Origin of the sequence: Mesorhizobium sp. M0954 (assembly GCF_040319155.1) — a bacterium.
Classification (GTDB): Bacteria; Pseudomonadota; Alphaproteobacteria; order Rhizobiales; family Rhizobiaceae; genus Mesorhizobium.
On sequence record NZ_JAMYNR010000008.1, the window covers coordinates 181,551 to 204,611 of the forward strand.

Here is a 23,061-nt window from a genome sequence, read left to right on the forward strand (position 1 = left end):
TTGCAGGATAAAATTTCTTAAATCAGGTTTGACAATGTCTATAAATCTTGTCAACTAAAAAGCGCGGAACTTTCCGGGAAACAGCAAACCCGCATCGTCAGCCACAGCCGGGATAGCGAAAACGATGTCGACCCTGACGCGCATTGGCAGAACCTTCCGGCGCACCGCCATCCAGGCGGTGCCGACCGTTCTGGGCATCGTCATCCTGAACTTCTTCCTGCTGCAGCTCGCGCCCGGCGATGCCGCCGATGTCATGGCCGGCGAGGCTGGCTCGGCCACTGTCGAAACGATGGCGGCGCTTCGCCAGCGCTTCGGGCTCGACAATCCGCTTCTCGTCCAGCTGTTCAACTATCTCTACAATCTGGCGCATTTCAGCCTCGGCTTTTCGCCGCGCTACGGCATGCCGGTCGCCGACCTGATCGGCCAGCGGCTGCCCGGCACGCTAGTGCTGATGGCGGTGGCTCTGGCCGTCGCCATTGTGCTCGGCCTCGCCCTTGGATCGGTGATGGCGGTGTTTGCCGGGCGCCTGCCGGATCGTGTGCTCTCCGTTATTTCGCTGCTGTTCTATTCAATCCCGGGTTTCTGGATCGGCTTGATGCTGATCGTGCTGTTTTCGGTCAAGCTCGGCTGGCTGCCGAGCGGCGGCTCGGGAACCATCGGCAGCAACCTGACCGGCCTTGCCGGGCTCTGGGACAGGGCGCGCTACATGATCCTGCCGGCACTGTCGCTGGCGCTGTTCTACGTGGCGATCTATGCGCGGCTGACACGAGCGGCGATGCTGGAGGTCCAGTCGCAGGACTACGTGCGCACCGCCGCAGCCAAGGGCCTGCCGCCGGCCATCATCACCATTCGCCATGTCCTGCGCAACGCGCTGATCCCCATTACCACCATGGCCGGCATGCATGTCGGCGGCATGCTCGGCGGCGCCGTGGTTGTCGAGACTGTCTATTCCTGGCCCGGCCTCGGGCGTCTCGCCTTCGAAGCGGTCATGGGCCGCGATTTCACCGTGCTGCTCGGCATCCTTCTGTTGTCGTCGCTGCTGGTGATCATCGCCAACGCGACCGTCGATCTTCTGCACGCCTGGCTCGATCCCCGCATCGGAGTACGCTGATGGCTTCCACCGATTTCGCCGCGGGCGATGCCCGTTCCCGCCGTCTCCATGCCGATGCCCGCGGGCCCGCGGCACCGCCTGAACCCGAGGCAAAGAGTTGGAGCAATCTCCACGCGCCCGACGCACGCTCCGCTTCGGCAGCGTCGGTGCCGATAGCCGCTGGCGGGCGTGCGCTGAAGGTTTTCCTGCGCAATCCCAACGCCATGTTCGGCGTTGTGTTCCTGTCACTGGTCGTGCTGGCCGCACTGCTGGCACCAGTCCTCTATCCGGCCGATCCGCTATCGATGGTGGCGCGGCCCTTCCTGTGGCCGGGCCAGAACCCAGCCTTCCCACTGGGCACGGACTCCATGGGCCGCGATGTGCTTTCGGGCATTCTGCATGGCGCACGGATTTCGCTGTTCGTCGGCCTGGTGGCGACCGCGCTCGGCCTCAGCTTCGGCATCCTGGTCGGCGCCGCCGCCGGCTACTTCGGCGGCTGGATCAACGACCTGCTGGTGCGCCTGATCGAGATCTTTCAGACCATACCGAGCTTCGTGCTGCTGGTCGTCATGGTGGCGATCGCGCAGCCGACCGCGCCTGTCGTGACAGTGGCGATCGCCGTCATCACCTGGCCGACGGTGGCGCGGTTGACCCGCGCCGAGTTCCGGGCCATCCGCGAGAAGGATTTCGTCATGGCCGCCCGCAGCCTCGGCTACGGCCATGTCCGCATTATCTTCCGCGAGATCCTGCCCAATGCGCTGCCGCCGTTGATCGTGACCTCGTCGGTGATGGTGGCGACCGCGATCCTGATGGAATCGGCGCTGTCCTTCATGGGCCTCGGCGATCCCAACGTCGTCAGCTGGGGCTCGATGATCGGAGCGGGCAGGGAATTGATCCGCACCGCTTGGTATCTGACAGCGCTTCCGGGACTGGCGATCGTCTTTACCGTGCTGGCGCTGAACCTGATCGGTGACGGCCTCAACGACGCGCTCAACCCGCGCTTCTCACAGGAGCGATAGAGATGGCGGCTCCTTTGCTCAGGATCGACAATCTGACGGTTCGCTTCCCGACCGCCGAGCCGGTCAGCCGGCTGAGCTTCGAGGTCGGTGAGGGCGAGACGCTGGCGATCGTTGGTGAATCAGGCTCCGGCAAGTCGCTGACCGCGCTCGCCCTGATGCAGCTTCTGCCGCGCTCGGCGAAAATACCCAATGGCAGGATCGAATTCGCCGGCAAGGATCTGCTTGGTCTCGACCAGAAGGCTATGCGGAGCCTGCGCGGACGCGAGATCGCCATGATCTTCCAGGAGCCGATGACGTCGCTCAATCCGGTGCTGACCATCGGCCGGCAGATCACCGAGGTGCTGACGCTGCACGAAGGCATACGCGGCAAGGCAGCGCGGAACCGTGCCATCGAGCTTCTCAATCTGGTTCGCATTCCCGATCCGCAGCGGCGCATCGATGACTATCCGCACCAGCTTTCCGGCGGCATGCGCCAGCGCATCATGATTGCCATCGCCGTCGCCTGCCGGCCGCGCCTGCTGATTGCCGACGAACCGACGACGGCGCTCGACGTGACCATCCAGGCGCAGGTGCTCGACCTGCTCGATACGCTGCGCCGCGAACTGTCGATGGCTGTCATGCTCATCACCCACGATCTTGGTGTCGTGGCACAATGGGCCGACAAGGTCGTCGTCATGTATGCCGGCCGCAAGGTTGAACAGGCGCTGCCGGACGCACTGTTCAGAACACCCCTTCACCCCTATACGCGCGGCCTGCTGGCGGCGTCGCCGCGGCTGAAGACCAATCTCCACTACCGCGACGCCAGGCTGACGGAGATTCCCGGCAGTATCGTCTCGGCCGCCGGCGAAAAGGGCTGCCCGTTCCGCCCGCGCTGCGCGGTGGCGCGCGACAGCTGCGCCCATTTCGTACCCGACCTCGTCGAGGTGAGCGAGGATCGTCTAGTCGCCTGCCCCTACAGCTTCATTCCGGAGGTTGCGCATGGCGCTGCTCTCGGTCTCTGACCTTTCCACCCATTTCCACGCCCAGGGCGGCACGCTGCGCGCCGTCGATGGCGTATCCCTCGAAGTCGGACGCGGCGAGACGGTTGGTCTCGTCGGCGAAAGCGGTTGCGGAAAATCGACGCTAGGCAAGACCATCATGCGGCTGGTCGACCCGACTAGCGGCAGGATCGAGTTCAACGGCACCGACATCACCGTTCTCGACACGCGCCGGCTGAAGGCGGCGCGCCGTAATATCCAGATGATCTTCCAGGATCCGTTCGCATCGCTCAATCCGCGCCACACGATCGGCGACATCCTGACAGCACCACTGAAGGTCCATGGCATCGGCAACACGGCCGAGCGGCGCACCATCGTCGAGGACATCATCGAGCGTGTCGGTCTGCCGAGGGATTCGCTTGGCCGCTACCCGCATGAATTTTCCGGCGGGCAACGCCAGCGCATCGGCATCGCCCGGGCGCTGATCCTCAATCCGGAACTGGTTGTGTGCGACGAGCCGGTGTCGGCGCTCGACCTTTCGATCCAGGCGCAGATTCTGAACCTGCTGGTCGACATGAAACGTCAGCTCGGCCTGTCCTATCTCTTCATTTCGCACGATCTATCAGTCGTTCGCTATTTCGCCGACCGGGTGCTGGTGATGTATCTCGGACGCATTGTCGAAAGCGCCGACAATGCGGCGCTGTGGACCTCGCCAAAGCATCCCTACACGCGCGCGCTGATGGATGCCGTGCCGGACCCGGCGCGCCGACGTCAGGCCGCGCCGATCCATGGCGATCTGCCAAGCCCGCAGAACATCCCCAGCGGCTGCCGTTTCCATACCCGCTGCCCGCTGGCGACCGATCTGTGCCGTTCGCAGGAACCGGCGTTCCGAGCGATCGCGCCGGGACACCATGTCGCCTGCCACTACGCCGAACCAACCATCAACTGAAATTCAACGGAGCAGAAAAATGTCCGACTACCGCTATCTTGGCCGCAGCGCCCTGAAGGTTTCGCCGCTCAGCCTGGGCACGATGATGTTCGCCGGGCCGACCGAGGAGACGGTCGCGCATCGCATCATCGACAAGGCGCGCGAGCAAGGCATCAACTTCATCGACACCGCCGACGTCTACCACAACGGCAAGTCCGAGGAAGTCGTCGGTCGCGGTATCAAGGTGACGCGCGATCATTGGGTCGTGGCGACCAAGTTCGTCAACTCGCATGACAAGGGGCCTAATCTCGGCGGCCATTCGCGCAAATGGGTGATCCAGACGGTCGAGAACAGCCTGCGGCGCCTGGGAACAGACTATATCGACCTGTTCTACTTCCACCGCGCCGTCTTCGATGCGCCGCTGGAAGAGCCGGTGCGGGCGATCGCCGACCTGATCCGCCAGGGCAAGCTGCGCTATTTCGGCGTCTCCAACTTTCGTGGCTGGCGCATCGCCGAAGTCGCGCATCTGGCCGATGAACTCGGCATCGACCGGCCGGTAGCCAGCCAGCCGCTCTATAACATCGTCAACCGCACCGCCGAGGCCGAACAGCTGCCGGCGGCCGCCTACTACGGTCTTGGCGTCGTCTCCTACAGCCCGCTGGCGCGCGGCGTGCTGACCGGCAAATACGAGCCGAACCAGGCGCCTGCCGCCGACACGCGGGCCGGCCGTGGCGACAAGCGCATCGCCGAGACCGAGTGGCGCCCGGAATCGATCGAGATCGCCAGGCAGATCGCGGCGCACGCAAAGTCACGCGGCGTCTCGGCCGCCGATTTCGCGCTGGCCTGGGTGTTGAACAACCGGCTGATCACGGCGGCGATCGCCGGCCCGCGTACCGAGGAACAGTGGGACAGCTATGCGAAGGCATTGGACTTCAGGCTGAGCGCCGAGGACGAGGCCTTTGTCGACCGCCTCGTCACTGCCGGTCATGCCTCAACGCATGGGTTCAATGATCCGAGCCATCCGGTCGAAGGCCGCGTGCCGCGTTCGGAGCCGGCAGCGCCGATCCCGCTGACACGGCCTCTGCGCGCCGCCTGACGGTCGCCGACGAAATGGCGGGGCCGGCGGCCCCGCCCGCGTTTCCAATTGCTTTGGACAGATGAGAGAGCCCATGAATTTCCACGTCGAACGGCTGCGCCAGAACATCGTCGTGCTTTCGGGCAACACCCACAGGCCGTCGAAGTCGCGGACGCTGGCGCATCATCTCGGCGAGGCGCTGCGCGAAAGATTGTCTGTCACAGTAAATTTCCTCGATCTTGTCGATGCCGGCCGTGGTCTGGGTGCTGCGTTTACGCGAAGGGAATTGACGCCGGAGGCGCTGAATGTGGTAAACGCGGTCGAACAGGCCGACGCGCTGATCGTCACGACGCCGGTCTACAACGGCTCCTATGCTGGCCTGTTCAAGCATCTGTTCGACCTCATCGATCCACTGGCGCTCGTCGACCGGCCGGTCCTGATCGGCGCGACGGGTGGTGGCCAGCGCCACGCGCTGGTAGTCGAACATCAGCTTCGCCCGCTGTTTGGCTTTTACTCCGCCCTGACGGTGCCGAGCGCCGTCTATGGCAGTGACAGCGACTTTGCCGACGGCAAGCTCGTAGATTCGCTGGTTCTGGCGCGGGCCGGGCAGGCCGTGGATCAATTCGTTGCCCTGCTTTCAGCGCGCCAGCCGAAGAGCCAACCGGTCCGGGCGGCTTCGGGCTGACGGATAAAGTGCCAAGGCAAGTGCCTGATAGGCGATATATGGCCAAGGCGCGGCCCGTAAGCACTCCGCATTTTGCGCCTGAATAATCCCGCGGGCGACAGGGTGCCGTCTAAATCCGAATTCTTTTTTAAGCGCGAGCTGATTTTAAGAATTCCATTGCTATCTAAGTCTATAATATCAGTGGACTTTAATCCAACGCTCTTTGAATAGGGCGGTCGAGGGGTTTGCCCTCTGTTCAAAAGGATTAAGGCTCCATGCGAAAACTTATTTCCGCCGCCCTTGTCGGGCTTGCCATAGCGGCCACATCCGCTGCAGCGCATGCCGACGACAAGAAAGTCGTCATCGCCTACCAGACCGGTGCCAATCCCTACAACCTCGGTATTGCCAACGGCGATCTTGCCAAGAAAACCGGCTGGAACATCGAATACCGCCGCTTCAATTCCGGTGCTGACATCTTTGCTGCCATCGCATCCGGCGACGTCCAGATCGGCGATGTCGGATCAAGCCCGTTCGCCGCAGCCGTCAGCAGGGGCATCGACGTGAAGGCCTTCTACATCTCCTCGGTCTCCCGTGACGGAGAAGCCCTGGTGGTGCGGCCCGATATCAAGTCGCCGGCCGACCTGCGGGGCAAGAAGCTCGCGGCCGCGCCAGTATCGACGGACCATTACCAGCTTCTCGCCGTCCTCAAGCAGGAAGGCATTTCGGAGAAAGAAACCCAGGTCATCGCCATTCCGCAGCCCGAAATCGTCGCTGCCTGGAAGCGCGGCGACATTGACGGGGCCTTCGTCTGGGATCCGGCACTCTCTGAACTCAAAAAGGACGGCAAGGTTCTGCTCACAGCCGGCCAGGTCGCCGACCGTGGCGCGCCGACCTTCAGCGCGCTGGTCGTGACCGGCGAGTTCGCCAAGGCCAATCCCGACTTCCTCGGCCAGTATGTCCGGCTGATCGACGGCTACAACACCGCCTACCTGAGCAACCCGGCCGCATGGGGACCGGACTCAGAGAGCGCCAAGCTGATCGCCAAATTGCAGGGCGGCACGGCGGCCGAGAATTCGGAGCAGTTGAAGACGACTGTGGTTCCGCCGCTCGACGAGCAGGTGTCCGACAAATGGCTGGGCGGTGGCGACAAGAGCGCCGTTGCGAAAATCCTCAAGGACACCGCAGGCTTCCTGAAGGACCAGCACAAGATCACCGCCATCAAGGACAGCTACGCCGCGTTCGCCGATCCGGAATACGCAGACGCTGCCAAGGCCTCGAACTAGAAATCACCTGACGAAATTCAGGTTCTGGCTGGCGGAATTCTCGCCAGCCAGACTGCTTGGAGGCCCACCATGCTTCGGATCCGCGATGCCAGCGTGACCTTTCCGGCCTCGGATGGCCAGGACGTACACGCGCTTGATCACGTCTCGCTCGATATCGCTCCAGATTCCATCGTTGTCGCGGTTGGTGCTTCCGGATGCGGCAAGTCGACATTGCTCAACGCGATCGCCGGCTTCCTGCCGCTCACCGAAGGCACGATCACACTGGACGGAAAAGAAATTGTCGCGCCCGGCGGCGATCGTGGCGTCGTCTTCCAGAAAGATACCTTGCTGCCCTGGGCCAATGTGCTGGACAATGTCGCTCTCGGCCTGAAATACCGAGGCGTGCGGCGCGGCGAACGCCATGAGCGATCGAGGCGTCTGCTGGAACTGGTCGGGCTCGCCGATTTCGCCGAAAAGCCGCCCTATGAACTGTCCGGCGGCATGCGCCAGCGAGTCGGCATCGCGCGGGCGCTGGCCACCGATCCGAAGATCCTGCTGATGGACGAGCCGTTCGGCGCCCTCGACAGCCTGACGCGCGAGACGATGCAGCAGCTTCTGGCCTCGGTCTGGGCCAAGACCGGCAAGCAGATCCTGTTCATTACCCATTCGATCGAGGAAGCCCTCACGCTCGGCACCACCATCGTTGTGATGTCGCCTCGACCAGGCCGCATCGTTGCCCGGTTCGACGCCGACTTCGTTCGCGACTTCGCTGAGAGCGGCGACATCGGGCCGATCCAGTCCCACCCGCGTTTCATCGAACTGCGGCAGGAAATCCGCTCGCTCATCCACCAGCCGGAAGGCGCCCGCACAGGAACCTTGCAATGACGCTCGCCGCCAATTCCGGAACCTCTTTTTCGTCTTCGATAGCTCAACGCGCGCCGTCTCCCAAGACGCGCCGGTCCGCTTCGACAAGCACGCTCGGCATCAGCCTGGTCACCCTGGCGTCGCTCATCGCCTTGTGGTTTTTGGCCACGCGCTTCGGCTGGGCGTCGCCGCTGTTCCTGCCGTCGCCCGCCGAGGTACTGACCCAGTTCAGCGCCGTCTGGGCCGATGGCTATGCCAACGGTACGCTCCTCGAGCACACACTCGCCAGCCTCGGCCGCATCGCCGCGGCGCTCGGTGGCGGCATTTTCCTGGGCGTTCCGCTCGGCCTGCTGATGGGACTCAATCGCTGGGTCAAGGGCATCTTCAGCGTTCCGATCGATCTCTACTGGGGTCTGCCGCCTTTGGCCTACCTGCCGCTGCTGATCATCTGGCTGGGCATCGGCGAAACGTCCAAGATCGTGCTCCTGTCGCTGTCGACCTTCGCCCCGATCTGTTTTGCCGCACAGGCCGGCGTCCGGTCGGTGCCGGCCGAACGCATCAATGCCGCGCTGTCGCTCGGTGCGAGCCGGCTGCAACTTTTCACCAGCATCATCCTGCCGTCCGCGTTGCCGGAAATCATGACCGGCCTTAAGATTGCCATCGGCGCCGGATTGTCCACGCTGGTAGCGGCCGAGTTGATCGCGGCCCAGTCGGGCCTCGGCTACATGATCATGTCGGCGGCCAATTTCCTCGCCACCGACGTCGTCTTCGTCGGCCTCATCGTCATCGCCATTCTTGCCTTCGCCTTTACCAGCGGCATGCGCTGGCTGGAGCATCGCCTCATCCCCTGGAAGGGCAAGATCTGACGCTTGCCTAGACATTCCGCAATCGCTGAAGGAAACAATCCGATGTCCAGCAACACCCGTCCGCTCGACCTCTACTGGTATCTGCCGACCCATGGCGATGGACCGTATCTCGGCACGGACGAGCGGCACCGCCCGGCAACCTTCGGCTATCTCAGGGAGATCGCCCAGGCTGCGGACCGGCTTGGCTTCAAGGGTGTGCTCCTGCCGACAGGAACGCGTTGTGAGGACGCCTGGATCGTGGCGGCCGGGCTGATCCCGCTCACCGAACGGCTGAAGTTCCTCGTGGCACTTCGGCCGGGCAGCGGTACACCGGCGCTGTTTGCGCGTCATGCAGCCACTCTGGACCGCATTTCCGGTGGTCGTGTCCTGCTCAATGTCGTCACTGGAGCCGACCCGGCCGATCTCGCCGGCGACGGCAACAAGCTCAGTCATGACGAGCGCTATGCACAGACCGACGAGTTCCTGACGATCTGGCGGCGAATCCTTTCGGGTGAGCCGGCGGATTTCGACGGCAAGTACCTTTCCGCCCACGGCACCGACATTTCCTTCCCGCCGGTTCAGCGGCCGCATCCGCCACTCTGGTTCGGAGGCTCTTCGGATGCCGGCATCGCGATCGCCGCCAAGCACGTGGACACCTATCTGAGCTGGGGTGAACCGGTGGACCAGCTTGCCGAAAAGATCGCCCGCGTCAGGGAAGCCGCAGCGGCGCAAGGCCGCATGATGCGCTTCGGCCTTCGCATTCACCTGATCGTACGTGAGACGGAGGATGAGGCGTGGGCGGCGGCCGACCGGCTGATCAGCCACGTCACCGACGACCTGATCGCCGAAGCCCAGAAGGGATTTGTCCACATTTCGGAATCCGTCGGCCAAAAGCGCATGTCGGCGCTCCATCAGGGCCGCCGCGACCGGCTGGTCGTCGGCCCGAATCTATGGGCGGGACCGGGGCTGGTGCGCGGAGGTGCGGGGACGGCCCTGGTCGGCAATCCCGACAATGTTGCCGCGCGCATTCGCGAATATCAGGAGATCGGCATCGAAACCATCATCGCGTCCGGCTATCCGCATCTGGAAGAGGCGTTCAACGTCGCTGAATTGCTTTTCCCCAAACTCGGCCTGAGTGGCGAAACCGCACCCCAGGAGCGCAGCTGGGACGTCGAGTTCGGACGCCCCAAAGTCACCGCGTCCGCTTCGTGACGTCCTGCCGACAGCGTCGGCCAGAGCGATGTCATGTGGCTTCGCGACGGCGATCGGAGCGAGGCTGCGGCCAGGTCCAATGACATGGCTTTCGGGAATCGATCGAGAGCAACGAGCGTCCTGGCTAACCGCCGGATAAAGTTAGGATAAGACATATCCGGCCTCTCAAGCGAGCTCGGCTGGCGTTATCCCAGGAGCCCTCCTGGGATAACTGCTATTGGGGCCGCGGCCCGCCCCTCCGACAGCCTCAGGCGGTAACGAGGTCGCTCACATTGGTCCCGGCACCATCTTGGTCGGCTGCTCAGGCATCGGGAACGCATAATTGTCGCATTTCACGTCCGGGTTCGTCGGGCTGAACATTCCGAGCGGGTTGTCCTTGAACAGCCAGGCGTGAAGGTCGTAGTGGTGGAACTCCTTCGGGATGAGCGGATAATGCCCCTCCATAGGCCCCATGAATGTCTGGCCGAAAAGCTTCGGCGGCTCCTTGGTGTCCGGGGTCAAGGGCACGAGCCATTCCACGCCGACCAGGCGCAATTCGCCGCCGACCGGCTCGTAGATCAGCACATTGGGACGCGTCGGATCCGCGGTCGGGCCGACAGTCGTGACGTTGACGAAATGGATGCCCATCGCGCCCTTCGGGTAGTCCATCGCCCCCTCTACCTTTTCGCCGCTGTAGAAGACGCATCCTACCGTCGATAGATAAAGCTCGCGAATGGCAACCTTGTAGTCTTCATACCTGGACAGCGATTTACGCAGGGCATCGATCTCGGCTTTGTCGGGTTCGGCCGCCCGAGGAGTGGCGGCGTTCAGACACGCGCCAACGAGACCTGCCAAGGTGAGGATACCGACACGCCTGAGGTGAGTTGTTTTCATCATGCATTCCTCCCAGATTTTTTTCTTCTGGCCGTGCAGGACCGAGGCGGCAGTGATGCTGGACGCGCGGCCGTAATTGATCGCCTCATCCCGGTTGGGACTGCGTCGATGCTAATCCTTTCCGCTGATCGGGAGAATTAACCCTGACGACCTAGGCCCGAGAGAGCCGACGGTGCAGAGACGGACGGGCCGGGGCCCACTTTGGACCCTATGCACTAGCGGCGGCGCAGCAGGCTCCTCATCCGGTTGCGCAGCAGGCGCGCCATGTTGCGGGTTTCGCGGTAGAGGTGAAGCTGCGACGCCGCCTGGCGGGCGGGGCGGTCGGCGTCCGGCGTCAGCCCGATCACCAGCGTGCCCATCGGCTTGCGTTCGCTCCACAGCCGGCTCATCACCGGATGGTCGGGCACGGCGCAGGAATCGGTCATCATGATGTTGGGATCGTCGAGATGCTGCCTGGTCACCTCGATCATCAGCAGCGTGCCCGGCGAACAGGCAGCGAGCGTCTCGTCATAGGCGGTCTTCCAGGTGTAGGCGACGCCGGCCTCGACGAAGACGACCAGGCAGGCGATGGTGCGGCCGTCGAGCGTCAGCGAATGGATGCGGCAAAGATCCTGTTCGGCCAGCCGGTGCACCGCTTCGCGGGCGAAGGCGGCGCGGTAGCGGTCGATGGCCATGGCGGTGCGCTCGCGGCCTTTCCAGCCGGCAGCCTCCAGCGTCAGGAAATTTTCGATGGCGTGGCGGATCTCGTCAGGCCCGCGCGCCACGACATGCTCCAGCCGGCCGAGGTCGGCGAGGCGGCGCTTCAGGCGGCGGAACTCGCGATAATGGTGCGCGCGCAGCGAAGCCTTCAGATATTCCTCGCCGTCGAGCTCGCTTTCGAGCACCGGGCGCTCGGCCTTGCCGGTGGTGACCAGCGTCAGGCCGCGCGTTTCGGCGACGCTGGCGAGCAGGCTGGCCACCGGGCCGTCCAGCCTTATGTCGGGCAGCACGAAGACTTTCGGCAGCTTGAGATGCGGCCTGGACAGCATCGAGAAGAGATCCTCGATCACGCCGATCGGATCGTCGCGGTCGACCAGCGGCGTGCCGATCGGGCCGAACGGGCTCGACCAGGTGCGCATGACTGGAACGCCGAGCGGCACCGCCGGCCGCTCGACCGAGAACGGCACCAGCAGGCGCAGCCGGTTGCGGTACTGGTCGCCGTCGCGGATGACGGCCAGCCGCACCTCGCGGTCCTCCAGTCTGGGCATGGCCGGCGCCAGGAAGCGCGGATTGAAGAAGACGTTGGGCTCGATCGTGCGGGTGCAGAGATAGTCGAGCTCCTCGACCAGGTCGAAGCCGGCGGAGGCCGGATAGATGGCAAGCTTGCGCTCGGGCCGGTTGTTGGCGAGGATCTCGACATGGGCGGGATCGGCTTCGCGGGCAAGCCCGGCAAGGCCGGACACCATGGCGCCGGCCGGGCCGCCGCTGGTTTCCTCGAGCAAGGGGACGGCAGCCATCAGGCGGCTCCTTTGGCGGGCACGAAAATGACCATGGCGATGCCGAGCTTGCGCCAGACCGTAAAGGACAGCGCGCCGGCCTCGAAGATCATGGCGAAGACGGTGGCCATCGCCGCGCCCCACAGACCGAAGAGCGGGATCAGCACGACGCTAAGCGCGATGTTGAAGGCCAGCGTCATGGCATAGACAGCGGCACAGATATTCTGGTTGCCGCTCATGGTGAGCAGGCTTTCGCAAGGGCCGACGGCGGCCCGCGCGACGACGCCGAACACCAGCACGAACAGCAGCGGATAGCCGGCGGAAAATTCCGGGCCGAACAGGGTCAGCATCGGCTCGCCCAGGGCCAGCACGAGCAGCGCCATCGCCAGCGACGGCCAGAAGGTCCACGACACGGTTTCGCGGGCGAAGGCGGCGAGCTTTTGCGGCTCGCCATGGGTGAACTGGGCATAGCGCTGGGCGACGCCGGCCTTGACCGCGAAATAGACGAAATGCACCAGCGCCAGCGTCTTGACGGTGGCGAAATAGACGGCGACGTCGTTGGGATGGAGATAGGCGCCGACCATCAGCACGTCGGCATTGGTGAGCAGGAAGAAGAAGCTCTCGACCAGGAAGATCGGCAGCGAGACGATGAACCATTGGCCGAAATGCAATTTCATCGGTCCGGCCGGGATTCTTTTGTCGATGCGCGACGTCACGCCGATGAGCTGGCCGAGCGTGGTGGCATAGGTGGCGGCGATCGCGGCGAAGATCGCCGTCTTGGCGTCGGGCGCATAGCCCGCCAGCAGCATCAGCGCCATGAACGCCAGGATCAGCAGCGGCCGCACCAGGAATGTCGGCGACAGCGCAAACAGTGCCCAGGAATTGGCCCGCGCCAGCCCTTGCAGAAGGTCGGACATGGCAATCATCGGCAGGCAGATGATGCCGAGGATGAACGGCACGACATAGTAGTTCTCGATAAAGGGCGACAGCAGCCAGACGCCGAGCGCGCCGAGGCCGGCGATCAGCGTCGAGGCAACCAGTACGAACAGCCGGCTGGCCCGCACGATGCCGCGCAGTTCGGCCATCATGCCACGCTCGCGATATTCGGGAATGAAGCGGATGATCGAGGTGTGGAAGCCGAGGCAGGCGAGATTGCCGACGATGACCATCGTCACCCACACGAGCACGAAAATGCCGTATTCGAACGAGCCCATCCAGCGCGCCATCAAGACCTGGCTGACGAAGGCGATGACGGCGCTGACGATGCGGACTGAAAAGGCGATCAGCGACATGCGGCCGGCCTCGCCGCGCGCGCCGGCGCTGAACAGGACGGCATCGATCAGGCCAAGCAGCGGCCTTATGCGCAGCGCAAGGCGCTGCGGCAGGAACCGCCCGGCTGTCGTCGCCGCGGAAAAGCGCACCCAATACTCTCCGTTTTCCGCCAATTTACAGGGGTTGGGTGTAGCGGAGACACATTAAGAAACGGTTGGGTGGGCGGTGGAGGGGCCCGCACTCTGATCATGCCGGCCGCATGGCGATGCGAGCGGACGCCGACAAATAAAATCTGCTGGCATGGGCGAGCTTCCTAGTTATGCTCGATTCGAGTCTTGATGCGGAACAAGACTAATCACGCTCTTGCGCGGCCCGGGGGAGAAATGACGGAAAAGACTGTCGCTGATGCGGTATCCGCCTACGGCGCATCGCTTAAGCCGAAGCTTTCAAATCCGGCAATCGGAGGCGCACCAGAGGATCAGCTTCGCGGACCGCTCGAAAGGCTGGTGCACGAGCTTGCCGAACTGGCGAAATACGCCGCCGGATCGGTCCACCTCGTGGGGGAGACAAGTCTTGCTGACATCAAGACGCGTCCGGACTTCGCCGTAACAGTCAACAATGCGCTTGTCGGCTTCATCGAGGTCAAGCAGCCCGGGAAGGGCGCTGACCCTCGCCATTTCAGTGACCCGCATGACAAAGACCAGTGGAACAAGCTGAAGTCATTACCCAATCTGCTCTACACCGATGGCAATGCGTTCAGCCTTTGGCAAGATGGAGTGCTGCAGGGCAAAGTCGTCTTGCTGGATGGTGACGTTGTCTCTTCAGGCGCGAAGCTGGGTGCGCCAGCCAGTCTTCTTCCGTTGATCAATAACTTTCTGACCTGGGCTCCGATCGCGCCGCCAAATGCAAGGCGCCTGGCGGAAGTCAGCGCGCGGCTCTGCCGGCTGTTACGCGACGAGGTCGTGGAGCAGATGGCCCGTGGCAGCGAAGGATTGACGGCGCTGGCGAAAGACTGGCGCAAGCTGCTGTTTCCGGAAGCCGACGACGCCCAATTCGCTGATGGTTACGCGCAAGCGGTGACCTTCGGCCTTCTCGTTGCACGAGCCCTAGATATTCCACTCACCGGCGGCATTCACCAAGCGGCCTACGAGCTGAGAAAGACGAATTCTCTGATCGGCACCGCGCTCGGGCTTCTGACCGACGACGAGGCCAACCAGCAGGCGCTGAAGACATCGCTGCAAACGCTGACCCGCGTTCTCAATGAGGTGAACTGGCACACGATCAGCAAGGATAAACCGGAAGCGTGGCTCTATTTCTACGAAGATTTCCTTGAAGTCTATGACAACACGCTGCGGAAGAAGACCGGCTCATACTACACCCCGCCAGAAGTGGTCAGCGCGATGGTGCGACTGGTCGATGAGACGTTGCGTGGCCCTTTGTTCGAGCGCCACGCCGGGCTTGCGTCGGCCGACGTGACGATTGCCGACCCGGCGGTCGGCACCGGCACCTTTCTGCTAGGTGTATTGCGCCATATCGCTTCAACGGTGGCCAACGATCAGGGCGAAGGTGCCGTGCGCGGCTCAATCGCGGCGGCGGCGCAGAGACTGGTCGGCTTCGAGCTTCAGTTTGGCCCGTTCGCGGTGGCGCAGCTTCGTCTTATTGCCGAGATGCAGACGTTGATGAAGACGAACGATGGCGATCTGCCGCATGTCCCAGAATTGAGGTTATTCATTACCAACACGCTCGGCAATCCGTTCGTTGAGGAAGAGACGCTTGTTCAGGTTGGCGCCGTTGCAAAATCGCGGCGTGATGCCAACACGATCAAGAAGACTCAAAAGATCACTGTCGTCATCGGGAACCCGCCCTACAAGGAAAAGGCCAAGGGACGCGGCGGTTGGATCGAGGCCGGCACGAAGGGTCGGCCGTCGCCGATGAGCTGGTGGACGCCGCCGAACGGTTGGGGCGTGGGCGCGCACGCCAAGCATCTGAAAAATCTCTATGTTTATTTCTGGCGCTGGGCGACATGGAAGGTTTTTGGCTCGGGGCTCAACGCATCGACCGGTCTGCCCGACAAGGACGAGGAAGGCATTGTTTGCTTCATCAGCGTAGCCGGGTTCCTCAACGGCCCGGGCTTCGAGAAGATGCGCGACGACCTTAGGCGCAGTTGCTCGGACATTTGGGTGGTGGACTGTTCGCCGGAAGGGCACCAGCCAAATGTCCCGACGCGCGTCTTTCAAGGCGTACAGCAGCCAGTCTGTATCGTGCTCGCGGCGAAGAAACTGGCCAAGGACAACAACAAGCCGGCTCGGGTTCGTTTCCACGCATTGCCGAAAGGCCGTCGCGAGGAGAAGTTTAAGGCGCTGGAACAGCTCTCGTTCCACGGCACGGATTGGGAGGACTGTCTCACCGGCTGGCGCGACCCGTTCTCTCCGGCGGCGACGGGGGCATGGTCGAGTTTTCCCCAGCTCAGCGAATTCTTCACATACAACGGTTCCGGCGTTCAGCCGGGCAGAACATGGATCATCGCGCCGGATTCGCTTTCACTCGGAAGTCGGTGGGAGAGCTTAGCATCTGAAGCTGATCCTGATCGAAAGGAGCAGAAATTCCATCCTCACCTTCGTGACGGTGTGCCAGGCGACAAGCATATTCGCAAAATTGTGAAGGATGCCGTTAGGGGCCATGAACACCGACCAGGACCAATCATCTTCGACAGAGGCCCAGTAATAAATCCAATCCGCTATGGCTATAGGACATTGGATCGACAATGGATTATTCCCGATGTGCGGGTGATTAATCAATTGAATCCGACACTGTGGAATACACACTCGAACCACCAAGTTTACCTCACGGGGTTATATCGAGCATCACCAAGATCCGGACCGGCAATCACATTCACAGGCTATGTTCCGGATTACGACCACTATAAAGGCTCCTTCGGCGGCCGCGTGCATCCGCTATGGCGCGATGCTGCTGCCAAGGAGCCGAATGTCTCAAAGAAGCTGATCGCCCTGTTGGCGGAAACGTACGGCCATCCAATATCGGCCGAGGATGTAGTCGCCTATCTTGCAGCAGTGATGGCACATCCGGCCTTTACCAAACGCTTCCAACCTGACCTCGTGCAGCCCGGCCTGCGCGTGCCGCTGACCGCCGATCCTTCGCTGTTTTCGGAAGCCGTGACGTTGGGTCGCGAGGTAATCTGGCTGCACACTTATGGTGAGCGGTTTTTCGATCCCACCGCGGGTCGACCGAAGGCGCCGCCCCGGATGGTAAGGGACGCAGCCCCGACAGTTCCGATCGGTGGCGCAATCCCCGGCGCACCGCAGCCACTTCCGGATACTATGGAGTACGATCCCGTGAAGCGCCGGCTCCATGTAGGCAAAGGCTTCGTAGACAATGTCACGCCGGAAATGTGGGACTACGAGGTGTCGGGCAAGCAGGTGGTCTGGCATTGGTTCAGCTATCGCAAGCGCGACCGATCGCGTCCGCAGATCGGCGATAAGCGACCGCCGTCGCCCTTAGATTTTGTGCAACCAGACCACTGGCTCGCCGAATACACGACCGACCTGATCGATCTGCTCAACGTGCTTGGCCGGTTGGTGGCGCTGGAGCCGGCGCAGGGCGACCTCATGGAGCGCATCCTAGATGCTGAATTGATCAAGGTAGCACACCTGCAATCGGCGCTCGCAGCCGGCGGTGCGGAAAAGGTCAACTGACAGGCGACGTCAGGAATACGGGGATAAGCCGATCGCGGGTAGTCGCTTCACGAAACGGGATGAGGCATAGTTCGGGTCAGAATCGAACCCTTGCATCCGTGGACATGGCAAGAAATCAACTCGACCTTTTTGGCGCCGAAGAACAGTCCGAACTGTTCGATGAGGATGCGCCGACCGTTTATTATCATGGCGATCCGGACCGGGTACGCGCGCGATTGCACAGGCTTATCGCCGAGGCGCGCGGCGCCGAAACGCTGCCTTGGGATCAGGACAGCGTCCGGCTCTACCGCAAGATCGTGCCACAGATGGCGCTTTGGCTGCCGGAGGAAGAAGCGGCGCAGTTGAAGTTCGAGTTCGAGGCCGAAATGGAGCGGCTGAAAGCTGCATGAATCAGCTTTCGTTTTTCGCAACCGAACGTGCTGTCACGGAGCCTCGCGCTCCTAACGTCGCCTATATCCGCAAGCACCTCAACCGACTGCTTCGCCTTGCCGGCAAAGCTGAGCGGCTGCCGTGGAGCGAAGCCGAGACAGCTAGCTGGGAGAAGCTGGTTCCGGAGCTGACGCTGTTGCTTCCGCCGGAAGAGGGCGAGGCCTTGCGAGTTGCCTTTGAGTTGGAGTTGAAACGGCTTAAGGCGGCGTAAGGGTGGGGACCAATGAAAGCAACCGTTCCACCTTTCGCAGAGTTCTTCGTGCCGGTTCTCAGGGCGTTGGACGCACTCGGTGGCTCGGCTTCGATCGAAGAGATTGACGACAAGACGGCTGTGTTGATGAACGTTTCCGACGCGGCGCGGACGGTGCTGGTTGGCGATGGGCCAAGGTCGAAATTCGACTATCGCTGCGCCTGGGCGCGGAGTTGGCTGAAGAATGCGGGGTTTACGAATAATAGCGAGCGCGGCGTGTGGGCCCTGACTGCGGAAGGCCGTGCAGCGTTGTCACTCAATCCGGACGAGATCGTGCGGAGCGTCAGGCGGGCGGATGCCGCTTTGCGCAAGGCGAAGGTTGTCGTCACCCCTGAGCGGGTAGAGGTCGAGGCGGAAGCAGCGGAAATCTCTTTGAAGGATTGGCGCGAGCAATTGCTCGACATTCTCTTGGCGCTGGACCCAGCAGCCTTCGAGCGCTTGTGCCAGCGGCTCCTCCGAGAGGCGGGTTTCATCAAGGTCGAAGTAACCGGGAGGAGCGGCGACGGCGGCATCCACGGTACCGGCGTATTGCGGGTCAACCTGCTTTCATTCCACGTGCTGTTCCAATCCAAGCGCTGGAGAGGATCAGTCGGGGCAGGCGTTGTGCGAGACTTTCGCGGCGCCATGGTGGGGCGGGCGGACAAGGGCCTGATTATCACCACCGGTACTTTTACGGCGGATGCTCGTCGAGAGGCCGTGCGCGACGGAGCACCGGCCATCGACCTGATCGACGGCGACGGATTATGCGACCTGCTCAAGGAGCAGAAGATCGGCGTGCGCGTGAAGATGGTTGAGGAAGTAACTGTGGACGAAGCCGCCTTCGCGGGATTTTAGCTGGTCACGCTGGCGGGACAGCGCCCCCCTCTAGCCTGCCGGCCATCTCCCCCTCAAGTGGGGAGATCGGCCAATCGCGAAAGTCCGCGCTGCCCCTCATCCGCCCGTCGGGCACCTTCTCCCCGTATGACGGGGAGAAGGAAGAGGCTACATCCCCTTCATCGCATCACATGAAACATTCGGGTTCATGTCGGCGAAGGCGCCGGTCGGGTTGCCCTTCCAGGCCCAGACATGCAGCTCGTAGAACGGGCCGAGGCCATAGCGATTGGGGGCGCTGTTGAAGTTGAACAGATGCCCATCGAGCGAGGCCGGGCCTTTCGAGGTGATGTATTCGACCGCGATCAGTTTTAGCGTGCCGTCGGCCATCGGCTCGTACATCACCGCTTCCGGCTTGGCGACATCGACAGCATCGTCCTTGAGGTAGCCGGGATTGACATAGTGGATGCCCATGGCGCCGCCGGTGATGCCGCTGGCGCAGGGGATGGGCGCGTAGCCTTCGGCCGTCGCCGCCGCCACATTCTCGAAGCGGCTGTTGGCGGCTCGTACCATGTCGGCCAGCGGATTGCCGTCCTTTGCCTGGGCCGCGGTGGCGGCGATTGACAGGATGGCCAGGGCGGCAAGGCGCCCGGTGCAAAGATTGATGTTCATGTTCTCTCCGGTTGTTTGAGGACGCGCACCGATCGGGTCTGCTCAACGCTGCGGCGTCCGTTGGAATTTTGCGAAACAGGTCGCTCGTCCTGTTTTCATGTCGGCCGCAATGATGCGGCCGGTTGCGCAGCTTGTTTCAGCCCGTCCAAACGGCGCGACGGCCTAATGGTCCCACCAATAATATTCCCAGTATTCGCGCCGCTGCTCGCGTTCGGGCAGTCCCATGTCCTGTCTCAGATAATCGTCTTGCGGGGGCAGCCGGCGCCGCCTGCCCAGCAGACGCGAAGGCAGCGCCGCCGCGATCCGCCATAGACGGCCAAGCAGGGAACCGCCGGGGTTTCCCACGACAGGCGCCGGTTCGCCGACCGGCATGCCATCAGGCATGTCGCAATTGCCGCGAATGGCAGTTTGATACTCATCCTTTTGTCCGCCACTTGGGGTTTGCCTGCCATCAACGGTAAAAGTAGGGGTCAAGAACCCGCACCTCCGTGATCTTGTCGACAGGCAGCGAATTCTTCTGGGCGGTGCTGCGGATCGCCTCGGGCGAGGGCGCGTCGTAGATGCAGAAGCTGCGCTTCTTGTCCGGCGACACGTAGGACTGCAGCCAGGTGACGCCCTTTTCGGCATTGCGCATGACGACACCGCCCAGCGCGTCGGCGCCGGCTTCGTTCATCGGCACGTTGAGGCCGTCCGGGAATGTGCGTTCAATCAGATAGCGAGGCATGGAAGCCTTCCTTTCTCCAGTGGGTCACGCCCGGTTTTGAGCGCGGCTCGACATTGATCACGCCCGGCAAGAGCGCACATCGGAGCCTTTCCCCATTTTTGGCGGGACGATTCCCTATGTTGGCAGCGTTATGAGCGGGGGATATGTTGGCGGGTCCATCGCGGGTCCGCCTTTTCGGCGAACTCGATCTGCGTGAGCGAATGATGCTTCTGGAACGGCAGACACAGCTGGAGCGACTCGACGGGCTGCTGGCCGATGCCGGGCGCGGCCGTGGCTGCGTAGCGGTGCTTGCTGGCGAGGCCGGGGCCGGCAAGACCGCGCTTGTCGAGGCCTTCATCGACCGGACTGCGCAAGCCACGCGCATATTCCGCAGCGCCTGCGAGGATCTGTCGATACCCGATCCGCTCGGGCCGCTTTACGATCTGGCGCGGGACGCGCAATGGGCGCTGCCGCAGGCGATCGATCATCGGCAGGGACAGAGGCTGCCGCTGTTTTCGGATGCGCTCGACATCTTCGAGACAAAGGCGCAGCCGACCCTGCTGGTGATCGAGGACTTGCACTGGGCCGATGATGCGACGCTCGATTTCGTCCGCTTTCTCGGCCGGCGCATCGCCAACAGGCATCTCTTGCTGCTGCTAACGGCGCGCACCGATCGCAGCGAGGGACAGATGCGGGTGCGCCGCGCGCTCGGCGAGATACCGGCAGGCAGCGTCGCGCGCATCGACGTGCCGCTGCTCAGCGAGTCGGCGGTGCTGTCGCTGGCCGAGGCGGCGGGGCGCGATGGCGAGGCTATCTACCGGGCGACGGCGGGCAACGCCTTTTTCGTCACCGAACTGTTGTGCAGCGGATGCGAGGAAAAAACGGCGCTGCCGGCAAGCGTGCGCGACGCGGTTCTGGCGCGGGCCGAGCGCCTGTCGGCCGGCGCCCGCGCGATGCTCGACGCGGTGTCGGTGTTTCCACGGCGGGCCGATGCCTGGGCGTTGCAGGGCCTGTGCAGCGTCGCCAGCGCCGGCCAGCTTGCCGAATGCGTCGCCAACGGCTTGCTGGAGGATCTGGGCGATGGCTATGCGTTCCGGCACGAGATCGCCCGCCGCGCCATCGAGGCCATGTTGACGACGAGCCACCGGCGGCAGTTCAACCAGCGCGCCCTGGCCGCCCTTCTCGAAAACAGTGAGGTTTCCACCGGCCGCCTGGTGCATCACGCGGTGGAGGCGCACAATCTGCAGGCAGTGCGCGAACTGGCCCCGGTTGCGGCGCGCGAGGCCTCCCGCGTCGGCGCCCATCGCGATGCGGCCGGCTTCTATGAAGCCGTGTTGCGGCAGGCCGACAGCCTGCCGGTGGAGGAGCGCACGGCGCTCCATGAGAAATATGCCTTCGAGTGCCACCTCATCGGCAAGATCGACGAGGCCATCGCCGCGCAGAACCAGGCGCGCCGGCTGCATCAGGCCCAGGGGAATACGGCGAAGGAAGGGGATTGCCTCAGATGGCTGTCGCGCTTTGCCTACCTGCTTGGCGACCGCATGGCTGCCGATGCCCTTGGCGAGCAGGCGGTTCAGCTGCTTGAGACCGCGCCGGCCGGGCCGGAGCTCGCCATGGCCTATTCCAACCTCTCGCAACTGGCGATGCTGGCCGAAAGGCTCGACGACACGCTGCGGCTCGGCAACAAGGCGATTGCGCTCGCCGAACAACTGAACCGGCCCGACATCGTCTGCCACGCGCTCAACAATGTCGGCAGCGCCGAGCAGTGGCTGGATCTGGCAAACGGACGGCTGCACCTTGCCCGCAGCCTGGAGATCGCGCTGGAGCAGAATTTTCAGGAACATGCGGCGCGCGCCTTCACCAACAGCGCCTGCAGCGAGATGAACCAGCTCGGCTTCGCTGAGGCGCGGTCGTTCCTCGATCGCGGCATCAACTATTGCGTCGAAAACGATCTCGTCACCTGGCGCGACTATATGCGCGGCGTGCTGGCCCAGTTGCTGCTGCGCCAGGGGCAATGGGAAGAGGCTGCCGGCGAGGCGCTCGAGGTGATCGCCAACGATCAGGCGACGATGCTGGTCCGCTATCCCGCCGTGGTCGCCCTGGCAAAGCTGCGGATACGGCGCGGCGACCCGTCCGCCGAGCCGCTTTTTGCCGAAATGACGCAGTTCCTGGATAAGGGATTGGAATTGCAGCGCCTGGCGCCCTATGCGGCGCTGGTGGCCGAACGGGCGTGGCTCGGCCAGGCTGACAAGGATGAGGCGCTCGGCCTGATCGCACTGGCTGAGAGCTTGTCGACGACGCGGGCGGGTTTCGGCGAGCTGGCGACGTGGCGGCAGAAGCTGGCGCCGGACATGGATCCAGGCGACACCATCGGCATGGCCGCGCCCTACCGGCTGCTGCTCGCCGGCGACTGGCAGGCGGCGGCAGAACTATGGGCCGAGATGAACGCGCCCTACGAACGCGGGCTGGCGTTGGCAGAGGGCGACGAGACCGCGCAGCGCCTGGCGCTGGAGATTTTCGAAAGCCTCGGCGCCAGGCCGGTCGCCGTTTACCTGCGCGATATCATGCGCCGCAACGGCGTCAACGGCATTGCAAGGGGGCCGCGCCGAACCACGCGCGCCAATCGCGCGGGCCTGACCCAGCGCCAGATGGAGGTGCTGCAACTGATCGAGCGCGGCTTTTCCAACAAGCGGATCGCCGAGCACCTGACCATCTCGCCGAAGACGGTCGATCACCACGTCTCGGCGGTTCTGGGCAAGCTGGACGCGGTTTCGCGGGGTGAGGCGACGGCCGCGGCGCGCGATTCGGGGTTGATTTGAGCCTGTCTTCTTCGGGTCGCGATCCTTCGCGCCCCCCTCTGGCCTGCCGGCCATCTCCCCCTCAGGTGGGGAGATTGGCTAATCGCAAACGCTGGCTCTGCCCTTCGGG

At 63.3% G+C, this 23,061-nt stretch carries 21 protein-coding genes; 15 read left to right on the forward strand and 6 right to left on the reverse strand.

Going from position 1 to position 23,061, the window contains the following annotated elements:
* The first annotated feature begins 124 nt into the window (after positions 1-124).
* The 10 genes from NKH93_RS13715 to ssuD all read left to right on the forward strand — a co-directional run bounded on the left by NKH93_RS13715 (position 125) and on the right by ssuD (position 9,936).
* On the forward strand, positions 125-1,111 hold the full coding sequence (locus tag NKH93_RS13715; RefSeq protein ID WP_352449708.1) for an ABC transporter permease: 987 nt from the start codon (positions 125-127) through the stop codon (positions 1,109-1,111).
* Positions 1,111-2,109 carry an ABC transporter permease gene (locus NKH93_RS13720; RefSeq protein ID WP_352970617.1) on the forward strand — a complete coding sequence of 333 codons (999 nt, stop codon included), beginning with the start codon at positions 1,111-1,113 and terminating at the stop codon, positions 2,107-2,109. Before NKH93_RS13715 ends, NKH93_RS13720 begins: the two co-directional genes overlap by 1 nt.
* A gap of 2 nt (positions 2,110-2,111) precedes the next feature.
* Complete coding sequence (locus NKH93_RS13725) at positions 2,112-3,110, forward strand: ABC transporter ATP-binding protein (RefSeq protein WP_352471356.1); 999 nt, start codon at positions 2,112-2,114, stop codon at positions 3,108-3,110.
* The gene (locus NKH93_RS13730) at positions 3,088-4,035 is read left to right on the forward strand and encodes an ABC transporter ATP-binding protein (RefSeq protein WP_352471355.1); all 948 of its coding nucleotides are present in this window, start codon (positions 3,088-3,090) and stop codon (positions 4,033-4,035) included. The genes NKH93_RS13725 and NKH93_RS13730 overlap by 23 nt, the downstream gene beginning before the upstream one ends.
* A 19-nt stretch (positions 4,036-4,054) precedes the next feature.
* Positions 4,055-5,110: an aldo/keto reductase gene (locus tag NKH93_RS13735; protein WP_352970619.1), complete on the forward strand. Its 1,056-nt coding sequence runs from the start codon at positions 4,055-4,057 to the stop codon at positions 5,108-5,110.
* Positions 5,111-5,183: 73 nt separating this feature from the next.
* Positions 5,184-5,774: an FMN reductase gene (msuE, locus tag NKH93_RS13740; RefSeq protein WP_352471353.1), complete on the forward strand. Its 591-nt coding sequence runs from the start codon at positions 5,184-5,186 to the stop codon at positions 5,772-5,774.
* A 254-nt stretch (positions 5,775-6,028) separates the two neighbouring features.
* On the forward strand, positions 6,029-7,036 hold the full coding sequence (gene tauA, locus NKH93_RS13745; protein ID WP_352471352.1) for a taurine ABC transporter substrate-binding protein: 1,008 nt from the start codon (positions 6,029-6,031) through the stop codon (positions 7,034-7,036).
* Positions 7,037-7,105: 69 nt separating this feature from the next.
* Positions 7,106-7,900, forward strand: coding sequence for a taurine ABC transporter ATP-binding protein (locus NKH93_RS13750; protein WP_352471351.1), 795 nt, complete (start codon positions 7,106-7,108; stop codon positions 7,898-7,900).
* Positions 7,897-8,745: an ABC transporter permease subunit gene (locus NKH93_RS13755; protein WP_352471350.1), complete on the forward strand. Its 849-nt coding sequence runs from the start codon at positions 7,897-7,899 to the stop codon at positions 8,743-8,745. Before NKH93_RS13750 ends, NKH93_RS13755 begins: the two co-directional genes overlap by 4 nt.
* Positions 8,746-8,787: 42 nt before the next feature.
* Positions 8,788-9,936, forward strand: a complete 1,149-nt coding sequence (gene ssuD / locus NKH93_RS13760; RefSeq protein WP_352471349.1) for an FMNH2-dependent alkanesulfonate monooxygenase — start codon at positions 8,788-8,790, stop codon at positions 9,934-9,936.
* Between the two features lie 267 nt (positions 9,937-10,203).
* Here the strand turns inward: ssuD and NKH93_RS13765 are convergent, their stop codons facing one another.
* The 3 genes from NKH93_RS13765 to NKH93_RS13775 form a co-directional block, all read right to left on the reverse strand.
* The gene (locus NKH93_RS13765; RefSeq protein WP_352471348.1) at positions 10,204-10,812 is read right to left on the reverse strand and encodes a hypothetical protein; all 609 of its coding nucleotides are present in this window, start codon (positions 10,810-10,812) and stop codon (positions 10,204-10,206) included.
* 212 nt (positions 10,813-11,024) lie between these two features.
* Positions 11,025-12,305 carry a GNAT family N-acetyltransferase gene (locus tag NKH93_RS13770; RefSeq protein WP_352471347.1) on the reverse strand — a complete coding sequence of 427 codons (1,281 nt, stop codon included), beginning with the start codon at positions 12,303-12,305 and terminating at the stop codon, positions 11,025-11,027.
* The gene (locus NKH93_RS13775; protein WP_352471346.1) at positions 12,305-13,705 is read right to left on the reverse strand and encodes a lipopolysaccharide biosynthesis protein; all 1,401 of its coding nucleotides are present in this window, start codon (positions 13,703-13,705) and stop codon (positions 12,305-12,307) included. The genes NKH93_RS13770 and NKH93_RS13775 overlap by 1 nt, the downstream gene beginning before the upstream one ends.
* Before the next feature lie 234 nt (positions 13,706-13,939).
* Between NKH93_RS13775 and NKH93_RS13780 the strand changes: the two genes are divergently transcribed.
* The 4 genes from NKH93_RS13780 (at position 13,940) to NKH93_RS13795 (ending at position 18,782) form a co-directional block, all read left to right on the forward strand.
* A complete protein-coding gene (locus NKH93_RS13780) occupies positions 13,940-17,269 on the forward strand; it encodes a type ISP restriction/modification enzyme (protein ID WP_352970623.1) in 3,330 nt (1,109 codons plus the stop codon).
* 104 nt (positions 17,270-17,373) lie between these two features.
* On the forward strand, positions 17,374-17,658 hold the full coding sequence (locus tag NKH93_RS13785; protein ID WP_352820139.1) for a hypothetical protein: 285 nt from the start codon (positions 17,374-17,376) through the stop codon (positions 17,656-17,658).
* Positions 17,655-17,909 (forward strand): hypothetical protein, encoded by a 255-nt coding sequence (locus NKH93_RS13790; protein WP_352820140.1) that lies wholly within the window; start codon positions 17,655-17,657, stop codon positions 17,907-17,909. Before NKH93_RS13785 ends, NKH93_RS13790 begins: the two co-directional genes overlap by 4 nt.
* A gap of 12 nt (positions 17,910-17,921) precedes the next feature.
* Positions 17,922-18,782, forward strand: coding sequence for a restriction endonuclease (locus NKH93_RS13795; protein WP_352970624.1), 861 nt, complete (start codon positions 17,922-17,924; stop codon positions 18,780-18,782).
* 147 nt (positions 18,783-18,929) lie between these two features.
* Here NKH93_RS13795 and NKH93_RS13800 read toward each other — a convergent pair whose 3' ends face one another.
* The 3 genes from NKH93_RS13800 to NKH93_RS13810 form a co-directional block, all read right to left on the reverse strand.
* Positions 18,930-19,430: a hypothetical protein gene (locus NKH93_RS13800; RefSeq protein WP_352619584.1), complete on the reverse strand. Its 501-nt coding sequence runs from the start codon at positions 19,428-19,430 to the stop codon at positions 18,930-18,932.
* Positions 19,431-19,592: 162 nt separating this feature from the next.
* On the reverse strand, positions 19,593-19,814 hold the full coding sequence (locus NKH93_RS13805; protein ID WP_352821638.1) for a hypothetical protein: 222 nt from the start codon (positions 19,812-19,814) through the stop codon (positions 19,593-19,595).
* A gap of 67 nt (positions 19,815-19,881) precedes the next feature.
* Positions 19,882-20,154: a DUF4242 domain-containing protein gene (locus NKH93_RS13810; RefSeq protein ID WP_023677971.1), complete on the reverse strand. Its 273-nt coding sequence runs from the start codon at positions 20,152-20,154 to the stop codon at positions 19,882-19,884.
* Positions 20,155-20,297: 143 nt separating this feature from the next.
* On the opposite strand from NKH93_RS13810, the gene NKH93_RS13815 reads away from it, so the two are divergent.
* Positions 20,298-22,952 carry a helix-turn-helix transcriptional regulator gene (locus tag NKH93_RS13815; RefSeq protein WP_352922434.1) on the forward strand — a complete coding sequence of 885 codons (2,655 nt, stop codon included), beginning with the start codon at positions 20,298-20,300 and terminating at the stop codon, positions 22,950-22,952.
* Positions 22,953-23,061: the final 109 nt, after the last annotated feature.